This window comes from Mesorhizobium sp. M0058, from assembly GCF_040323095.1.
Classification (GTDB): Bacteria; Pseudomonadota; Alphaproteobacteria; order Rhizobiales; family Rhizobiaceae; genus Mesorhizobium.
In genome coordinates this window covers 43512-61470 of the sequence record NZ_JAMYUQ010000026.1, presented here as the reverse complement: position 1 = coordinate 61470, position 17959 = coordinate 43512, and the positions used below count along the sequence as shown (strand labels likewise).

Here is a 17959-nt window from a genome sequence, read left to right as displayed (position 1 = left end):
GCTTGGCGCTGCGGCGGACGCATAGGGGGAGAGAAGTGTCACCTATGTATCCGGTTCAAAGTGTTACCCATCTATCGGCTGGACAGTTAACCGTGTGCCTCGGCGCCCTTGCCTGCAGGGCTGGTAATTGGCAAAACCTTCGGCGCCGGCGACCTTTCTCCCCTTACGGGGAGAAATGCCCGGCAGGGCAATGAGGGGCAGCGCTGGCGCCGACGGTATCGCCTTCCCAGTTACCGCGTCCGCGATTTCAGCGGCAGCCTGCTTGCGCCGTCTCGTATGCAGTGCGGCGCGCCGTCAGGCGAAACGGCATGTCGGCGAGTTCGCGCTCCGACATGGTGTCGAGCACGGGATGCGACAGCGGATCGGTCACCCAATTGAGGACATCGCCGTCATGGCGCCGCCGCGTGTAGCCGGCAAAGACTTTGAGCAATGATACGATCGTCACCATCCTCACCTCCTCGGTCTGACTGTCCCGCTAGAATCTGCCCTGTCTCGCCGTCTTTCAATTGAGATTTCGGCCGCGCCGGTTTAGAAAAACTGGAATGGCTATGCTGAACCGCGTCCATCTCAACGGCTTGCGCGCCGTCGAAACCGTCGCCCGCCTCGGCTCGCTGGCGGCCGCTGCCGGCGAGCTCAACGTCTCCGTCAGCGCCGTCAGCCAGCAGATCAACCGCACCGAAAAGCAGCTTGGACAGGCGCTGTTTGAACGAACGGCGAGCGGGCTGGTGCTGACCGAGTTCGGCACGGTTTTTTCCGCCCGGCTGGGCGCCGGTTTTCGCGAGCTGGCGCAGGCGGTGGCGCTGGCCGACGAGGCAAGCCAATGCACGCTGGTGGTTTCGGTGGCGCCGGCCTTCGCTTCGAAATGGCTGCTGCCGCGATTGTCGCGGCATTTCGATCGCCATCCCAACGTGCTGCTGCGCATCGACGCCTCGGTGCGCCTCGCCGATCTCGAACGTTCCGACATCGACATCGCCATCCGGCTTGGCGACGGCAAATGGCCGGGCGGCCGGGCGGAACTTTTGTTGGCGCAGGAAGTCTTTCCGGTCTGCGCGCCGGTGATCGCCAAGAAACTGAAGTCGATCGAAGACCTGGCGCAGACCTGCGCCATCACCGACGAGCGGGCGATGATCAACTGGGAGAGCTGGTTCAAGGCTGCCGGGGCCGAGCCGGTCACTTTTCGCAAGGGCGCGCGCTTCACCGACCCGATGTTGTGCCTGGAATCGGCAATCGCGGGCCACGGCGTCATGCTCGGCTGGCAATTGCTGGCCGCCGATGCGCTGGCCGACGGCCGCCTCGTCGCGCCTTTCGGCGTGCGGGCGCAGAGCGGCCTCGGCTACTGGCTGGTGACCTCGGCGACCAAGACCGAAAGCCGCAAGGTGCGCGATTTCAAGATCTGGATCCGCGAGGAAATCGCGGCGACCGTGGCGCAGTTCAGCGCGCTGGAAAGCGCTGCCTAGGGCTGTCCGTCGCGACAGTGCTGGAAAGCACAGCCGCGCCGATCTATGTTGGAAGCTTCACCCCCAAGACCAAGACAGGCAGGATCATGACCACACATTCGCGCGGCGTTTCCGCAACGATCGACCCGGTGAAGCTCGACAGGCTGGCGGAAGTCGCCATCAAGGTCGGGCTGCAATTGCAGCCGGGGCAGGATCTGGTGCTGACCTCGTCGACCGCAGCCCTGCCGCTGACCAGGCGCATCGTCGAGCACGCTTACAAGGCGGGCGCCGGGCTGGTAACGCCGATCTTCAACGATGACGAGATCACGCTGGCGCGCTTCCGCTACGGGGCGGATGCCGGCTTCGACCGCGCCGCCGGCTGGATGTATGAAGGCATGGCGAAGGCCTTTTCCAACAATGCGGCGCGGCTTGCCGTGCGCGGCGAGGACCCGTCGCTGTTGTCGGCGCAGGACCTGGCGAAAGTGGCGCGCGCCAACAAGGCGAACTCGATGGCCTACCAGCCGGCGCTGGAAAAGATCACCGGCTTCGACATCAACTGGAACATCGTCGCCTACCCGGATCTCGCCTGGGCAAAACAGGTCTTCCCCGGCGATGCCGACGATGTCGCCGTGGTGAAGCTCGCCGATGCGATCTTTTCGGCATCACGGGTCGATGTGGAAGACCCGATCGCAAACTGGACGGCGCACAATGCAGCGCTGCGCGGCCGCACAAAGTGGCTGAACGAGCACAATTTCCATGATCTGCATTTCAGCGGCCCGGGCACCGACCTCACCGTCGGGCTGGCCGATGGCCATGAATGGATGGGCGGCGCCTCGACTGCCAAGAACGGCGTCACCTGCAATCCGAACATCCCGACCGAGGAGGTCTTCACCACGCCGCATGCACGGCGCGTCTCCGGCCGTGTATCCTCGACCAAGCCGCTGTCCTACCAGGGCACGCTGATCGACGATATCTCGGTGCGTTTCGAAGAGGGCAGGATCGTCGAGGCCAAGGCTTCGAAGGGCGAGGACGTGCTGAAGAAAGTGCTCGACACCGACGAGGGTTCGCGCCGGCTCGGCGAGGTGGCGCTGGTGCCGCATTCCTCGCCGATCTCGGCCAGCGGCCTGCTGTTCTTCAACACGCTGTTCGACGAGAACGCCGCCTGCCACATCGCGCTCGGGCAGTGCTATTCAAAATGCTTCGTCGACGGCGCCTCGCTCAGCCAGGACGAAATCGCCCAGCGCGGCGGCAACAAGAGTTTTATCCACATCGACTGGATGATCGGCTCGGACAAGATCGACATAGACGGCGTGCACAAGGATGGCCGCAAGGTGCCGGTGATGCGCAAGGGCGAGTGGGCGTAAGCTCGCGGAGGGCGGATGGGTTTCGACCTGACGGTCAAGCGAATTTACGAAGCACCCGCGCCCGATGACGGGCAGCGGGTGCTGGTCGATCGCATCTGGCCGCGCGGCATCAGCAAGGAGGATGCCGCGCTGACGCTGTGGCTGAAGGAGATCGCGCCGAGCGATGAATTGCGGAGGTGGTTCGGACATGAGCCGGCGCGATGGGCGGAGTTTCAGGTGCGGTATTCGGTCGAGCTGGATGGGAATAGAGAAGCGGTGGCGAAACTGCGTGGCTTGCTCGGCAAGGCCAAGGTGACGCTGCTTTATGGCGCGCATGACGAGGCGCATAACAATGCGGTGGCGTTGGCGGGGTATTTGCGCGGGACGGGTTGAGAGACAGCGAACCGCTGCATACGCCGCAAGCGAAAGCCTTCACAATTAGCGATCGCCCTCCACGCGTTCGTCATCCTCGGGCTGACCCGAGGATCCTGTGTGTTGTTCCCATGCTATGTTTGGGGTGGGAAGGAGACCGACAGGATCCCATGGTCTGCGCTGCGTCGCTTCGAACCTAGCTTCGCCACAGGATGACGAAGCGAGGCGACGCTACTTCACCACCCCTTCATAAGCCTCCGGCTTGAAGCCAACCAAAATCTCATCCCCGACCTCGAGCACCGGGCGCTTGATCATCGTCGGGTTGGCCAGCATCAGCTTCCTGGCCTTCTTCTCGTCGAGCCCTTGCTTGTCCTTGTCCGGCAGTTCGCGAAATGTGGTGCTGCCCTTGTTGAGCAGCTTTTCCCAGCCAACCTTGCCGACCCACCCGTCCAGTCTGCCCGCCTCTATCCCCTCGGCCCGGTAGTCGTGAAAGCGGTAGGGCACAGCATGGCCCTCCAGCCAGGTGCGCGCCTTGCGGATCGTGTCGCAGGTGGTGATGCCGTACATGGTGATCGTCAAAACGCGCTTCCCTCGACAGTCGAATCCTCAGACAGCCTAAAACCGCCCTCCCCGCTTTGCCAGCGTCCCAATCGCTAGCGGCGCTTTTTTAGAGGTTGCCAATACTAAGGAAATTTCCTAAGTATCTGCTGCACCGCGTCGACAGACCTCAGGATCGCCCATGCCAAGCCTCCACGCCCCAACTACAAGTCTCCCGCCGATCGACGGCATCTTCCGCGCGCTGGCTGACCCGACGCGGCGGCGCGTGGTCGAGCGGTTGAACCGCAGTCCGGCCTCGGTCAGCGAGTTGGCGCAGCCTTTCGAGATGGCGCTGCCTTCCTTCATCGAGCATCTGAAAGTGCTGGAAGGCTGCGGTCTGGTGCGATCGGGAAAAATCGGCCGCACCAGGACCTATCAGCTGGCGCCCGAACCGCTGCAGCTCGCCGAAAACTGGCTGGCCGAACAGCGCACGCTGTGGGAGCGCCGACTCGATCAATTCGACGCCTATGTGATGAGCCTCAAGGAGCCAGAAAAGTGAGCTATCCCTTCAAGCCTGACCCCAGACTGGACCTTGTGCTGGAGCGCAAGCTCGACGCGCCGCGCGAACTCTTGTGGAGCGCGATGACGGTGCCGGAGCATGTCAAGCAATGGTTCACGCCCAAGCCCTGGCTGATCACCGATTGCGAGATCGACCTTCGTCCGGGCGGACTGTTCCGGACGCGCATGCAATCGCCCGACGGCAAGGAGGTCAACGACCGCCATTGCTGCTATCTCGAGATCGTGCCGAACGAGCGGCTGGTGTGGACCGATGCGCTGCTGCCGGGCTATCGGCCCTCCGGCGAGCCCTTCATCACCGCAGTCATTTCGCTTCAGTCAGATGACAAGGGCACGCGCTACACGGCAACGGCCATCCATCGCGACGAGGCTACCCGCAACAATCATGAAGAGATGGGGGTTCTTCGACGGCTGGGGCACGGTGGTCCGATCAGTTGGCGCACTATGTGAAGACCATTTGAGCTTTTCCCACTGCGGCCAGGACTTTGTCCCGGCCGCCTGGTTTTTGGGTCGTGCAGCGAAGTGCGCCGGAACCCTACGGCACCCGGGCTCAGTAGTAGAAGCGCTCTTCGGTGATCTTGCCGTTCTTGACCGTGTACAGGCCAACCTCGTCCATGGTGACCCGTTCGCCGGTCGCCTTGGGCGTTATGTCGAACTTGAAGCGCACTGCGAACTGGTCGCCGTTGACATAGGGGCCTTCGACAGAGCCGCCATGGACTTCGTGGTTGTCTTGCCACCATTCGCCCTTTTGCCTGAGAGCCTCCTTGCCACGGGCGATGGCCATCGGCCCCTCCATGGCTTCGAGGCTGACGATATCATCGGCATTGTACTTTTCACCAGCACCCAGGTGATCCCCCTGCTGGAGCATTTCAGTGAAATCCTTGGCAACATCCGCGATGGTCATGTGTGTTCCTCCTGTTCAGACTGGTTTGAAGTAGGTAAGCGCTTGCCGGCCCGCCACCTTTACCCGCACGACAGCTGACAAGGTGTGTCAGGACGATGATATAGCGCGGCTGTGTGACGACGATTGCGGCGGCGTCGGACAGCGACTTCGGTTGCAGACAAAAGCCAATTCCGCAATGCTGGGTGCATGTGCAACCTCTACAACATCACGACGACGCAAGAGGCGGTCCGCCAATGGACCCGCACATTGCGCGATATCAGCGGCAACCTCGAACCTTCGCTTGATGTCTATCCCAATCAACCTGGGCTTGTCGTTCGCAACAGGACGGATGGGGAGCGTGAACTGGCGAAACTGCTTTGGGGGTTGCCAACGCCGCCCGAGCGCATGAAAGGTAAGGCCGACTACGGCACCACCAACGTTCGCAATCCGCAATATTCGCACTGGCAGCAATATGTGGGCGTCGAGCACAGATGTGTCGTGCCGGTGACCAGCTTTGCCGAGCCCAGCCCTGCGGCGAACGATAAAGACCCGGAAACAGGAATCCAGCGAAATTACTGGTTTGCCCGTGGCGAGAGCCGGCCGCTGTTCTTCTTCGCTGGTTTCTGGACGTCTTGGCAGGGCGTGCGAAAGGTCAAGGACGGTCCCGGCGACTTCGAGCTATACGCCTTCATGACCACCAAGCCTAATGCTCTCATTGCGCCGATACATGAGAAGGCTATGCCCGTGATCCTCACCACGCCGGAGGAAACCGAGGCTTGGCTGACGGCGCCATGGTCGGAAGCACGGCATCTGCAGCGGACGGCGCCCAACGACGCGTTGGTGATCGTTGAGAAGCCAGCCACACAGATCAAGTTCCCACCACAGGCCCCGGCCCAAGGGTCTCTGTTTTAGCCCGAAATCGGCTCTCCTCAATCGTCGTCTCGCCAGATTACCCGGCGAACCATGCGGATTTCGACAAGACGTCTGACGCGAATTTTAAGGCGTTCAGCAGCGCTTGGCAGAATGATGCCTGCATCGAGCTCACGACCTTTGCAGCGCTCGCACCGCATGTGCCGCTCCACATCCCAAAAGGGGATATCACCAACCAGCTTTGCGAGATCGCCAGGCAGATAGTGTCGAGTGATGTTGCAGTTCCGACATCGAACACGAATTAGCTGCCCGACTTCATGCGCCAAGCAGAGGGTTTGCACATTTCGGCGCGGTCGGGTGCTTAGTTCGGGCATCCCGCAAAGTAGGAATATGTTCCTTTGCGAGTCAATTCACACTTAATTCCACCTTGGCGATCTTCACAGCAGGTTAAATCCAACCGTCGATGAAGGGATTGGGTTGGATCAGCTTGGCAGCATAGGGCAGTTGGCACCACGGCGCAGGCTGATATGCGCCACGTCGCCGACGCTGAATTGAAAGCCCTCGGCCTGGCGCGGCGCATCGATCACCACCGGCAATCCCTGCCCCAGCTCAGCATGCAGCCGCAGCGTGCGGCCGTGGAAGACGATGGAGTTGACGCGCGCCGGCGCGGTGCCGGCGGCGGCATCGGTGGTGGCCAGCAAGTCCTCGGGGCGAACGCCGATGGTGCGCTCAGTGCCTTCGCCGGGTGTGTCGCCGGTTTCAGATGTTGCTTCCAGCGAAAGCCCGCCAGCGGCGAAGCGCAGGCGGTCGCCGTCGCGGCCGATGAAGCGCGATTGCAAGAGGTTCATGGTGCCGATGAAGCTTGCGACGAATTTCGTCGCCGGCCGGTCGTAAAGCGTAGCCGGCGGCGCGATCTGCTCGATGCGGCCCTTGTTCATGACGACGATGCGGTCGGAGATCGACAGTGCTTCGGTCTGGTCGTGGGTGACCATGACGAAGGTGGTGCCGAGCCGCGACTGCAGCCGCTTCAGTTCGACCTGCATCTGTTCGCGCAGATGCGCATCGAGCGCCGACAGCGGTTCATCGAGCAACAGAACGCGCGGCTCGCAGACTATGGCTCGGGCGAGCGCGACGCGCTGGCGCTGGCCACCCGACAGTTCGGAAACGCGGGCGCCGAGCTTGTCGGCGAGGCCGACCATGTCGAGGGCTTCGCGGACGCGCTTTGCCTGCTCGGCGCCGGACAGTTTGCGCAGCGACAGGCCGAAGCCGACATTCTCGGCGACGTTCATATGCGGGAACAGCGCATAATCCTGGAACACGGTGTTGACGGGACGGTCGAACGGCCTGAGCGCGGTGATGTCGCGGCCGTCAAGCAGCACCTTGCCGCTCGACGGGCTCTCGAAACCGGCAATGACGCGCAGGCTGGTGGTCTTGCCGCAGCCCGAGGGCCCGAGCAGGGTGATGAACTCGCCGCTGATAATGTCGAGATCGACGGCGTCGAGCCCGACAATGCCGCCGGGGAAAACCTTCGAGACCGTGTCCAGGCGTACCAGCGCATCAGGCGCCATCGCGAACCTCGGACGGCTTGGTGGTGTTGACCCAGAGGATCTGGCAAGGCTCGGTGCCGGGATTGCGGAAGGCGTGCAGAAGCGTGCTCTTGAAGGCAAAGGAGTCGCCGCTCTTCAGCACGTATTTTGTCGAGTCCACCACCAGTTCGACCTCGCCCGACAGGACATAGCCGAACTCGTGACCGATATGCGCATAGGCTTCCGCCGTGCCGCCATCGGCTTCCACGGTCACCAAGAGGCCGGTCAGCGCCGCGCCCGGCGGCGACAGCAGCGCCTTGGCGATGCCTTCCGACTTGACCGGGAGCTGCCGCCTTTTGTCGGCGCGCACGCAATAGAGATCGTTGGCGGCTTCGTTGCCGTCGGTGATCAGCGCCGAAGGCTCGATGTCGAGCGCGGCCGCAAGCGGCCAGATCACCTTGACGCGCAGCGAAGACAGGCCGCGCTCGATCTGGCTCAGCGCACCGATGGAGACGCCGGCTTTTGCTGCCAGCTCGGCCAACGACAAATTGCGCTCCAGCCGCAGCGCCCGCACGCGCCGGCCGACGCGAATGTCGGCGTCGGCCTTTGGTTTCGCTTCAAGCATGTCCATCAGTTGGTCCTTGTTGCAGTCTTTGGCGCGGCGGCAAGACCCGCGGGCTTCAGGAGATTAGTCACAATTACCTGCCGTCGGCGCTGCCCCTCATTGTCCTGCCGGACATTTCTCCCCGTATAGTGACGGGGAGAAAGCGGCTGGTCGCAAACTCGGCGCCATTTCTGCAACGTTTGCGATTTGCGAAATCGCTGGTGACAGCGCCCCTCTCCCCGTCACTATACGGGGAGAGGATGCCGGCAGGCAGGTGAGGGGCAGCGCAACCGTCGGCGATGGATCCCTCAGCCGCCCGCCTTCACTTTCTCGAACATCTTCGCCACATCGTCGTTCTGCTCCATCGGGCCGGTGAAGATGGTGGTCTTCAGCATCACCTCCGGGTCCGCCGGCAATTGCAGCTTGTCCAGTTCGTCCTTCGCCACGCCGGCGAAGGCGGTGCTCAGCGAGCTGCCATAGCCGTAGGCCTGGATCAGGTACTTACCCGAGTCGGCGTCGAGCCGACTGTTGATGAAGTCATAGGCGAGGTCGACGTTTTTGGCGTCCTTGAGCATGACGAAGCCGCAGGCCCAGGTCAGCATGCCCTCCTTCGGCTTCATGAACTCGACCGGCACGCCCTGCTTCTTCAGCGAGGTTGCCGACGCGTTCCAGGTCATGGCGGCGACCAGCTGGCCGCTGGCCAGCGCCTGTTCGACCGAGGTCATGTCGGTGGTGTAGTTGGAGAGCAGCGGACGCTGCTCGCGCAATTTTTCCGCCACCTTGTCCATCTGCTCCGGCGTCATATCGAAGGGGTTTACGCCGGCCAGAAGTGCTGCAACGATCGGCGTGTCATGCACGGCATCGATGGTCGCCATGCGGCCGGCATATTGCTTGTCCCACAGAAGGTTCCAGCTCGCTTCCGGGTTCTTCACCAGATCGGTGCGGTAGAGGATCGAGGTGTTGCCCCAATCCCACGGCACCATCCAGACCTTGCCGTCGCCGGCCTGGATGTCGGGCAGGTTCTTGAACACCGGGAAGATCGAATCCCAGTTCTTGATGCGCTTGGTATCGATCGGCTGCAGCAGGCCTTCCTTGTTCCAGCGCGCCACCTTGTCGTAGCAGGGATGGGCGATATCGGGGCGGAAGCCGGCCTTGACCTTGGTGAAGGCATCGTCGTCGTCGCCGAAGATCGAGGCCTCGACGCCATCGGGATGGGCCGTCAGGAAGCTCTTGTTGAAGTCTGGCAGTTCATAGCCGGACCAGGTGAAATATTGCAGCTTGTCGGCGGCGAAGGCGACAGTCGACGACAGGACGATTGCAAGCGCGGCAAGCCCGGTGCGGGCTGTCTTTGCAGTGATCGATTTCGGGCCAGTGATCGATTTCAGCCCAGTAATTGATTTCGGGTCGAATGCCATTTCGGTTCTCCTCTTTTGTTATGGTTCAGGCTGGACTGGTGGGCGCCGTCCGACGGGCTGTGCTCAGCCCGCGATGGCGCAGGATTTCGGCGATGCCGGCGATGATGACGGACACAGCAAGGATAGCTGTCCCCAGCGCCATCACGGTCGGCAGCGAGCGAGGAAAACGCAGTTGGCTCCAGATGTAGAGCGGCAGCGTCGGCTCGGTGCCGGCGAGGAAGAAGACGACGATGAACTCGTCGAAGGAAATCAGAAAGGCCAGCATGAAGGCCGAGACGATGGCCGGCAGCGAGAGCGGCAACATCACCCGCCGGAAGGTCGTCCAGTCGGAAGCGCCGAGATCGAGTGCGGCCTCGCGAATGGTTTTCGGAATTGCGGCAAACCGGCTGCGCATGATCACCACGGTGGTCGGCAGCGCCACCAGTATGTGGCCGAGAACGATGGCGATGCGCGACGGGCCGAGGCCGATGAGATTGACGAGGATCAGCAACGATATGCCGACGATGACGCCGGGGATCAGGATCGGCAGCCTGGAGATGGCGCTGATGGTGGCGGCGAGCGGCGAGCGGCCATAGAGATCCATGTAGGACACCGTGATGCCGCAGAGCGTGGCGCCGGCGGCGGCCACGACCCCAATGACGAGACTGTTCAAAAGCGCGCCGGACAGCGCCGGATTGCCATAGAGCGTGGCATACCATTCGAGCGTGAAGCCCTGCAGCGGAAACGCGGCCTGGATGGAGTTGTTGAAGGAAAACAGCGGGATCAACAGCACCGGCATATAGAGGAAGACGAGATAGGCACACACATAGACGCCGAGCCAGCCGCGGCCATCATCTCTCCGCGCCGCGCTCATGTGCGGCTGCCGAATCTGCGGTCGGCGCCACGTGCGACCAGCACCACGCAGAGAATGACGAGCATGACGCAGACTGAAAGTGCCGCCCCGAACGACCAGTCATTGGCCTTGCCGAACTGCGACTGGATCAATGTGCCGATCATGGTACTGGCGGGACCGCCGACCATGGCCGGGGTGACATAGTCGCCGACCGTCGGCACAAAGACGACGAGGGCGGCCGCCAGAACGCCCGGCATCGAATTGGGCAAGACGACGCGGCGAAACGCCGTGAACGGTCTGGCGCCGAGATCGGAGGCGGCTTCGAGCAGCGATTTCGGGATGGTGTCCAGCGCCACATAGATCGGCAGGATGGCGAAGGGCGCATAGGCATGCGCCAGCGTAACGACGACGGCGGCCGGCGTGTTGAGGAAGGCCAGCGTCGGTTCCGACCAGATGCCGCTTTCGATCAGCGCCGAGTTCAGCACGCCATTGTAGGCGAGCACGATCTTCCAGGCGAAGACGCGCAGGAGATAGCTGGTCCAGAATGGCAGGGTCACCAGAAACAAAAGCAGGCTGCGGCGGCGGCCGGCATGGAAGGCGAGATAGTAAGCGACGGGATAGGCGGTGACGACGGTTGCCAGCGTCACCAGGCCGGCGATCACCAGCGAGCGCAGCGTCACCGTCCAGTAGAGCGGATCGGAGACCACGGTGATGAAGTTGCCTGCCGTGAAGCCAGCGCCGAGCAGCGAGCCGTCATTGCCGCGCAAGGCGAGGAACAGCACCAGGCCGAGGGCAAACAGGATCAGGAAGAAGGTGACGAGCCCGCCCGGCAGCAACATGGCGAAGCGGAAGCCTCGGGACGACCCTGCCGGCGCTTCTGTTGCAACGATGCTCGACATCGGACTGCTCAACGGAAATATGAAATCGGCTTAGCTTTTTTCATATTTGTGAAACTGTCAAGCTGAATCCACGAGGCCTAGGCGACCGGCGCCCAATCAGCGCTCGAAGGCGTCGAGCATCCGGTACCAGGCGATGGTCGCGGCGACGCCGACCTGGCGGAAGGCGTGGAACGGGATCGGCCGGACCGGCGACAGCGGGAACGGCAATTGATTGACATCGCCGCCCGCGAGGTAGCCCGCCATGCGTTTTCCCAGCGCGGTCATCAGGCCGACGCCCCTGCCCTGGCAACCAACCACGGCGAGCAGGCCCTTTTCCGGCTCATGGATGTGCGGCAGGTGATCCGGTGTCATCGCCACACGACCGAACCAGCGTTTCTCGATCGAGATATGGGCCAAGGCCGGATAGAGCCGCACCAGCGCGTGCTGCAGATGCGCCCAGTCGGCCTCGCTCCTCGGCCGCGCCATGCGGCCGCGGCCGCCAAGCACCAGATGGCCGTCGGCTGTTTTGCGGTAGTAGACGAGAATGCGCCTGGAGTCGGACACCGCCTGCCCTTCCGGCAGGATCGTCGCCGCAAGGTTGGATGACAGCGGCGCGGTGGCGACCTGGAAGGAATGCAGCGGCACGATCGTTTCGGCGAGGCCCGGAAGCAGTCCATCGGTATAGGCGTTCGTCGCCAGGACAACCGCTTTCGCCCGCACCTCGGCGCCGTTTTCGCTTGAAACATGCCAAAGGCCGGCCTCCTTGCGGAGTTTCACCACCTTCTGCCGCTCGGCAATGCTGGCGCCGGCGGCGGCAGCGATGCGCGCCAGTTCCACTGTATAGGCGAGCGGATCGATGATGCCGGCGCGGCGGTCGAGCCAGCCGCCGAGATAGCCTTGCGCGCCGGTCATAGCGGCGATCTCGCTTTCATTCAGAAGCCGGACATCGGCGCCACGCGCCCGCCATTGACGATCCCTGTTCGCCGCCGCTTTCAATGCGGTTTCGGTATGCGCGGCCTGGATCCAGCCATTGCGCGTGAACGGCACCGCCAGCTTTTCGTCTTGGATGAGGTCGAACACCGCGTCCGCCGTGGAGGCGGCGAAATCGACCAATGCCTGGCCGCGCTCGGGACCGAAATGCTCGAGCAGCCATTCGGGATCATATTTCAGGCCGGGAATGACCTGGCCGCCATTGAGGCCCGAGGCACCCTGGCCGATCTCGCCGGCCTCCAGCACCTGTACACCGAGACCGAGCCGGGCTGCGTGCAAGGCGGTCGACAGGCCCATGAAGCCGCCGCCGACGATGGCAACGTCGACCGGCGCAGTGACGAGCAACTGGAAGGCGGATGCGGTCTGCGGCTTCTGCCAGATCGGAACGGAAAACGGTGTGGGCAAGGCTTCACCTGGAGTATGCGGAAAATGAAAATTCTAGTGCTAGTTTCATTTTTTTGAAAGAGCGGGCCTCATGTCAGAACCGACAATTGCCTGCGCCACGGGATAGACCTTTGGCGTGAATCCGGTGAAAGTGCCGCGGCCCAGCTGCCATCTCGATCATCAAAGGACCGTAAGCCATGACGAACCCAACGCAGCTTCCCGCCGACGGGCTCTTCATCGGCCGAGCCAGGGCAAGCGATGCCTCGCATCCTCTGGTGGTCACCGTGCGCGACGGGATCGTTTTCGACGTCACCTCGACCACCGCACCCACAGTGCGCGACATCTGCGAGATGGCCGATCCGGCCGGACACGTGCGCTCTGCCAAGGGCGAACCGATCGGCTCGCTCGACGCGATCGCCGCCAACAGTTTTCAGGCCACCCGCGATCCGGCAAAACCCTATCTGCTCTCGCCTGTCGACCTGCAGGCGGTGAAGGCGTCGGGCGTGACCTTCGTGGTCAGCCTGCTCGAACGCGTCATCGAGGAGCAGGCGCGCGGCTCGGCGGAAAAGGCCGACTCCATCCGCGCCGACATTGCCGGGCTGATCGGCCACGATCTGTCCAAGCTGAAGCCCGGCTCGCCCGAAGCGATGGAGATCAAGGCCAAGCTCATCCAGCGCGGCGCCTGGTCGCAATATCTGGAAGTCGGCATCGGCCCCGACGCCGAGATCTTCACCAAATGCCAGCCGATGGCGTCCGTCGGCTTCGGCGCCGATGTCGGGCTGCATCCTGTCTCCACCTGGAACAACCCCGAGCCGGAGATCGCCATGATCGCCGCCAGCACCGGCAAGATCGTCGGCGCGACCATCGGCAACGACGTCAATCTGCGCGACGTCGAGGGACGCTCGGCGCTGCTGCTCGGCAAGGCCAAGGACAACAATGCCTCGGCCTCGCTTGGGCCCTTCATCCGGTTGTTCGACGCAAGCTTTTCCATCGACGATGTCAAGCGCGCCACTGTGCGGCTGAAGGTCGAGGGCGAGGACGGGTTTTCGCTGGAGGGCGCGAGCTCGATGGCCGAGATCAGCCGTTCGCCCGAAGAACTGGTCGCGGCCGCCATGGGGCCGCACCACCAGTATCCCGACGGCTTGGCGCTTTATCTCGGCACCATGTTCGTGCCGTCGAAGGATCGCGGCGAGAAGGGCAAGGGATTCACCCACAAGGTCGGTGACATCGTCACCATCTCGTCGGAGAAATTCGGCGCGCTGGTCAACCGGGTGCTTCTGTCGCCCGATTGCCCGCACTGGACCTACGGCGCCAGCCATCTCATGCGGGACCTAGCCAAGGCCGACCTGATCTGATTTCGGAGCAGCGGGACGAACGGCTAGCCGGTAAACGTTCCTGTCCGGGATTCGTAAGCCGTTTGTTAGCGGAATCCGGGTGACTGTATCGGAAATTCGCTCCAGGATCGGGGCGCGGTCTGTGGGGGCCGAATCGCATGCTCGGTTTGCCGATGATATCGGTGCGCAATCTCGCCAAGCGTTATGGCGGCGTTTTCGCGCTAAGGGATATGAACCTGTCTGTCGGACAGGGGACGATCCATGCTGTCGTCGGTGAAAGCGGCGCCGGCAAGTCGACGCTGGTGAAGGTGCTTGCCGGCGTGCTCCGGTCCAACAGCGGCACCATCCGTGTCGGCGACCAGATAGTCACCGTCGACAGCCCGATCGCTGCACGCAAGCACAGCTTCGGCGTCGTCCACCAGGGGCTCAGTCTGTTTGCCGACCGCTCGGTGCTGGCCAATCTGTTCGTCAATCGCGAGCCGTTGCGCAACGGCTTTGTCTCCAGGCGCGAGATGGAGGCACGCAGCCGCACCTTGCTTCGGCAACTCAAGCTCGACGTCGATGTCCACGCTCCTGTGGGACAACTCGGCATGGGCGAACGGCAATATGTCGAACTCGGCCGCGCAATTCTGGAAGGCACGAGGCTGCTGATCCTCGATGAACCGAATTCTGCGCTCGACCTGCGCCAGACCGAGCACCTGTTCACCGTACTAAGTGACCTCAAGGCCAAGGGCACGAGCGTGCTCTATGTCTCGCACCGGCTGGAGGACGTGTTTGCGATCGCAGACCAGGTCACCGTGATGCGCAACGGCCGTGACGTGCTGACAAGTGAGCGCTCGGCGTTGAGCGAAGCCGATGTGATCGACGCCATGATCGGCCAGCAGCGCGGCAGCCTGTTCCCGCCTGCACTGCCGGCCAATGCCAGCACGATAAGGCCGCGGATCACGGTGGAGGGTCTGAGCGGCGGCCGGATTTCCGGCGTCAGCTTCACCGCCCGCTCCGGCGAGATCCTCGGCTTGGCCGGGCTTGAGGGGTCGGGCGTTGAAGACCTGTTCGAGATGCTGTTTGGCCTGCGCGAGGCGCAAAGCGGCAGGGTGCGGCTCCCCGACGGCTACGGCTTGCCTGGAAATCCGACCGAAGCGGCGCGACGCGGCATCGGCCTGGTGCCGGCCAACCGCCTGTGCAACGGCCTGATGCCCGACCGGTCGCTGGCCTTCAACATAGGCAACATCGCTACCGGCGCCCGCAACTGGGGGTCGCGCCGCTACTCGCCCAAGGCCGCGATCGCCGCCGCCGCAAGGCAGATCGATGCGCTGCGCATCAAGGGCCTGCCGGACGCGCCGGTGAATTCGCTGCTGGCCGGCGATCAGCAGAAGATCGTAATCGCCAAATGGCTGGAGACGGCGCCGCAAGTGCTGCTCCTAGACAATCCGGCTGGCGGTATCGAGGCGGCTGCCAAGCGCAAGATCTATGCGCTGATCCGGCAGATGGCAGCCAATGGCTGTATCGTTTTGCTGCGTTCGGTCGAGCCGTCCGAACTGACCAACCTCAGCAACCGCGTCCTTGTCTTCCACCGCGGCCGGGTCGCCGGCGAGCTGTCCGGCGCCGAGATGAAGCGAAGGACAGTGCTGCAACTGACCACCACCGGCGAGATGCCGGAGGCGGAGCGGCCGAAAAAGAAACTCGAGGGAGCCATGGCATGACACGATTGGATCCCATGCTACAGCTTGCCGGTTCGGCTGCCCACCCGAAGCGCAGCCTTCGCCTGCCCGTCGAACTCAGGCCGCTCATCGGGCTCGTTGTCCTGGTGGCGATTACAGGCTTTGCCCGGCCGGATTTCCTCGATGAGGCCAATGTGCTGTCGTTGCTGGAAACCGCTGCGTATCCCGGCATGCTGGCGATCGGCATGGTGTTCGTGCTCGCACTCCGCGAGATCGACCTTTCCGTCGGCTGGATATTCCATCTCGCGGCCCTTCTCACCGCATTCCTTCTGGCCACCGGCATTGACCCGTGGCTTGCCGCCCTTGCCGGCGTGCTGCTCGGCGCCGGGCTCGGCCTCGTCAACGGCCTGCTGGTGGTGGCGCTGCGACTGCCGGCCATCGTCGTTACGCTGGGCACCTTTGCAATGTTCCGGGGCCTGGCGGCGGTGGCCGTCAAGATGCAAGCGACAGCTCCGGCCAGCCCAGGCGGCGACTTCTTTGAGATCGTTCACGGCAAGCTGTTCGGCCTTGTGCCGACGGTTGTCTTTGTCTTCGTCGCAATGGCGGTGGTGATGCACCTCGTGCTTCACCGCAGCCGCTTCGGCTACCGGATCCAGGCCGTCGGCAGCAATCCGCAGGCGGCGCTCTATGCCGGCATCCCGACAGGTGCTGTGCGGCTGCAGACGCTGGTGCTGATGGGCATCGTCTCGGGGCTCGCGGGCGCGCTGTGGCTTGGTTCTCCCGTTACCGACGTCGACCAAGGCGGCGGTTTCGTGCTGATGGCGATTGCCGCGGCGATCATCGGCGGCACCTCGCTTTCCGGCGGGCGCGGCACCGTCTTCGGTGCGGTGATCGGCATGCTGATCGTCCAGGTCATCTTGAGCGGCGTGACCCTGTTCGGCATCGACGCCGCATGGAGCCCGTTCGTGATCGGCGCGGCGATGGTGCTGGCGCTCGCGCTCGACCGGCTGGCCAAGGTGCTGCGCAACCGCCAGGCCGAGCGCTTTCAGGAAAATCCGCGCGCCTGAGTTTAAGCCCCGCCTGCTTGCCGGGGAATATCTCTATCTCTTGGTTTGACGCAATTCCGGACGGAAAACCGTTTCACACTTTTCCTGGAATTGCTCTCTAACTGATGCGATCTGATGGGACCGCTGATGGCGCGTTGCATCGCGCCACCATCCATTGGGCGGATAGAGGCTTGCCATCGGCCGCAAAAGAAGATGCTCTGCGCATCCGGGTCGGCGCTGGCAGGAGGAGAGGATCAAGGGCATGGCCCGGATCATCGCCGGACGTGGAGGTCGTTTTTCAACATGGGAGGAAAGCAAATGCTGACGAGGCTACGATTACTCGTGCTTGGCTTGATTGTGGCGCTGGCCATTCCGGCGGCGGCACAGGCCAAGACGTTCTACTGGATTTCGCATGGCGGCCCGGCCGACCCGGTCTGGACCTACTTCCTGGCCGGTGCCAAGCAATGGGCGAAGGACACCGGCAACACCGTCAACACCTCGTTCCACAATGGCGACGTTGCCTCGCAGCAAGAGGCCGTGCGTGCCGCGATCTCGGCAAAGGCCGACGGCATCGTCACCACCAGCCCCGATCCGGGCAGCCTGATCGAAATCGCCAAGGAAGCCAACACCGCCAAGATCCCGATCATCAACTTCAACACGCCCGATCCTAAGGCAAGCTTCGACGCCTATGTCGGCGGCGACAACGTCACCTTCGGCAAGCACTGGGCGCAATATCTGGTCGACAAGGGTCTGGTGAAGAAGGGCGACTTCGTCTGGATGCCGGTCGAAATCCCCGGCGCCACCTACGGCGTCCAGGAAGAGGAAGGCATCAAGAGCGTCTTCGAACCGCTGGGGATCACCTATGAGATCACCGAAGCGACGCTCGACCAGGCCGAAGCCATCAACCGCATGGTCGACTATCTCACCGCGAACAAGGCCAAGGTCAAGGCAATCATCGGCCTCGGCGATCTGGTCACCGGCTCGATCAAGCGGGTGTTCGACCAGGCCGGCATCAAGCCGGGCGAAATCCCGGTCGTCGGCTGGGGCAACTCGCTCGACACCACCCAGGAAGTGCTGACCGGCTACGTCAATGCCGGCCAGTGGCAGGACCCGCAGGCGACCAGCTACGTCGCGCTGTCGCTGGCCAACATGGCGGCGTCAGGCATTCCTCCGGGCTTCAACGTCATCACCGGCGCGCTCTATGAAAAGGACACCGCGCAGGTCTACGACGACATCCTGTCCGGCAAATAACCCAGACCTTCAACAGTCGCG

At 63.1% G+C, this 17959-nt stretch carries 18 protein-coding genes and 1 pseudogene; 10 read left to right on the top strand and 9 right to left on the bottom strand.

The features are described from left to right. Window positions 1–247 precede the first annotated feature (247 nt). A complete protein-coding gene (locus NKJ75_RS30330) occupies window positions 248–448 on the bottom strand; it encodes a hypothetical protein (RefSeq protein WP_023834818.1) in 201 nt (66 codons plus the stop codon). Window positions 449–542: 94 nt separating this feature from the next. On the opposite strand from NKJ75_RS30330, the gene NKJ75_RS30325 reads away from it, so the two are divergent. From NKJ75_RS30325 to NKJ75_RS30315, 3 genes are all read left to right on the top strand, one after another. Continuing rightward, a complete protein-coding gene (locus tag NKJ75_RS30325; protein WP_023716127.1) occupies window positions 543–1457 on the top strand; it encodes a LysR substrate-binding domain-containing protein in 915 nt (304 codons plus the stop codon). An 86-nt stretch (window positions 1458–1543) separates the two neighbouring features. Beyond that, window positions 1544–2800 (top strand): aminopeptidase, encoded by a 1257-nt coding sequence (locus NKJ75_RS30320; protein ID WP_352500559.1) that lies wholly within the window; start codon window positions 1544–1546, stop codon window positions 2798–2800. 15 nt (window positions 2801–2815) lie between these two features. Further along, complete coding sequence (locus NKJ75_RS30315) at window positions 2816–3172, top strand: DUF488 domain-containing protein (protein ID WP_023834820.1); 357 nt, start codon at window positions 2816–2818, stop codon at window positions 3170–3172. Window positions 3173–3382: 210 nt separating this feature from the next. Here NKJ75_RS30315 and NKJ75_RS30310 read toward each other — a convergent pair whose 3' ends face one another. Continuing rightward, window positions 3383–3730: an ArsC family reductase gene (locus NKJ75_RS30310; RefSeq protein WP_023709906.1), complete on the bottom strand. Its 348-nt coding sequence runs from the start codon at window positions 3728–3730 to the stop codon at window positions 3383–3385. A gap of 160 nt (window positions 3731–3890) precedes the next feature. On the opposite strand from NKJ75_RS30310, the gene NKJ75_RS30305 reads away from it, so the two are divergent. Both NKJ75_RS30305 and NKJ75_RS30300 read left to right on the top strand, forming a co-directional pair. Further along, a complete protein-coding gene (locus NKJ75_RS30305) occupies window positions 3891–4247 on the top strand; it encodes an ArsR/SmtB family transcription factor (protein WP_023834821.1) in 357 nt (118 codons plus the stop codon). After that, window positions 4244–4725, top strand: a pseudogene (locus tag NKJ75_RS30300) (SRPBCC family protein). The gene NKJ75_RS30305 and the pseudogene NKJ75_RS30300 overlap by 4 nt, the downstream one beginning before the upstream one ends. Before the next feature lie 89 nt (window positions 4726–4814). On the opposite strand, the gene NKJ75_RS30295 reads toward NKJ75_RS30300, so the two are convergent. Then, window positions 4815–5168 carry a nuclear transport factor 2 family protein gene (locus NKJ75_RS30295; protein WP_023834822.1) on the bottom strand — a complete coding sequence of 118 codons (354 nt, stop codon included), beginning with the start codon at window positions 5166–5168 and terminating at the stop codon, window positions 4815–4817. A 186-nt stretch (window positions 5169–5354) separates the two neighbouring features. Here NKJ75_RS30295 and NKJ75_RS30290 point away from each other — a divergent pair, with 186 nt between their 5' ends. Next, window positions 5355–6059: an SOS response-associated peptidase gene (locus NKJ75_RS30290; RefSeq protein ID WP_023834823.1), complete on the top strand. Its 705-nt coding sequence runs from the start codon at window positions 5355–5357 to the stop codon at window positions 6057–6059. A 440-nt stretch (window positions 6060–6499) separates the two neighbouring features. On the opposite strand, the gene NKJ75_RS30285 is transcribed toward NKJ75_RS30290, so the two are convergent. The 6 genes from NKJ75_RS30285 to NKJ75_RS30260 all read right to left on the bottom strand — a co-directional run bounded on the left by NKJ75_RS30285 (window position 6500) and on the right by NKJ75_RS30260 (window position 12667). Then, on the bottom strand, window positions 6500–7585 hold the full coding sequence (locus tag NKJ75_RS30285) for an ABC transporter ATP-binding protein (protein WP_023687090.1): 1086 nt from the start codon (window positions 7583–7585) through the stop codon (window positions 6500–6502). Next, window positions 7575–8174 carry a helix-turn-helix domain-containing protein gene (locus tag NKJ75_RS30280; RefSeq protein ID WP_023684396.1) on the bottom strand — a complete coding sequence of 200 codons (600 nt, stop codon included), beginning with the start codon at window positions 8172–8174 and terminating at the stop codon, window positions 7575–7577. The genes NKJ75_RS30285 and NKJ75_RS30280 overlap by 11 nt, the downstream gene beginning before the upstream one ends. A 281-nt stretch (window positions 8175–8455) precedes the next feature. Further along, window positions 8456–9562: an ABC transporter substrate-binding protein gene (locus NKJ75_RS30275; RefSeq protein ID WP_023834824.1), complete on the bottom strand. Its 1107-nt coding sequence runs from the start codon at window positions 9560–9562 to the stop codon at window positions 8456–8458. A 25-nt stretch (window positions 9563–9587) separates the two neighbouring features. Then, window positions 9588–10415, bottom strand: coding sequence for an ABC transporter permease (locus NKJ75_RS30270; RefSeq protein ID WP_502903944.1), 828 nt, complete (start codon window positions 10413–10415; stop codon window positions 9588–9590). Then, a complete protein-coding gene (locus NKJ75_RS30265; protein WP_023834826.1) occupies window positions 10412–11293 on the bottom strand; it encodes an ABC transporter permease in 882 nt (293 codons plus the stop codon). The genes NKJ75_RS30270 and NKJ75_RS30265 overlap by 4 nt, the downstream gene beginning before the upstream one ends. Before the next feature lie 96 nt (window positions 11294–11389). Beyond that, window positions 11390–12667: an NAD(P)/FAD-dependent oxidoreductase gene (locus NKJ75_RS30260; RefSeq protein WP_023745521.1), complete on the bottom strand. Its 1278-nt coding sequence runs from the start codon at window positions 12665–12667 to the stop codon at window positions 11390–11392. A 176-nt stretch (window positions 12668–12843) separates the two neighbouring features. Here NKJ75_RS30260 and NKJ75_RS30255 point away from each other — a divergent pair, with 176 nt between their 5' ends. The 4 genes from NKJ75_RS30255 (at window position 12844) to NKJ75_RS30240 (ending at window position 17938) form a co-directional block, all read left to right on the top strand. Further along, on the top strand, window positions 12844–14001 hold the full coding sequence (locus NKJ75_RS30255) for a fumarylacetoacetate hydrolase family protein (RefSeq protein ID WP_023834827.1): 1158 nt from the start codon (window positions 12844–12846) through the stop codon (window positions 13999–14001). Window positions 14002–14138: 137 nt separating this feature from the next. Then, window positions 14139–15683 (top strand): sugar ABC transporter ATP-binding protein, encoded by a 1545-nt coding sequence (locus tag NKJ75_RS30250; RefSeq protein WP_352500558.1) that lies wholly within the window; start codon window positions 14139–14141, stop codon window positions 15681–15683. Further along, window positions 15680–16708, top strand: coding sequence for an ABC transporter permease (locus NKJ75_RS30245; protein WP_352500557.1), 1029 nt, complete (start codon window positions 15680–15682; stop codon window positions 16706–16708). Before NKJ75_RS30250 ends, NKJ75_RS30245 begins: the two co-directional genes overlap by 4 nt. Window positions 16709–17005: 297 nt before the next feature. Then, window positions 17006–17938 (top strand): substrate-binding domain-containing protein, encoded by a 933-nt coding sequence (locus NKJ75_RS30240; RefSeq protein WP_023692133.1) that lies wholly within the window; start codon window positions 17006–17008, stop codon window positions 17936–17938. The last annotated feature ends 21 nt before the right edge of the window (window positions 17939–17959 follow it).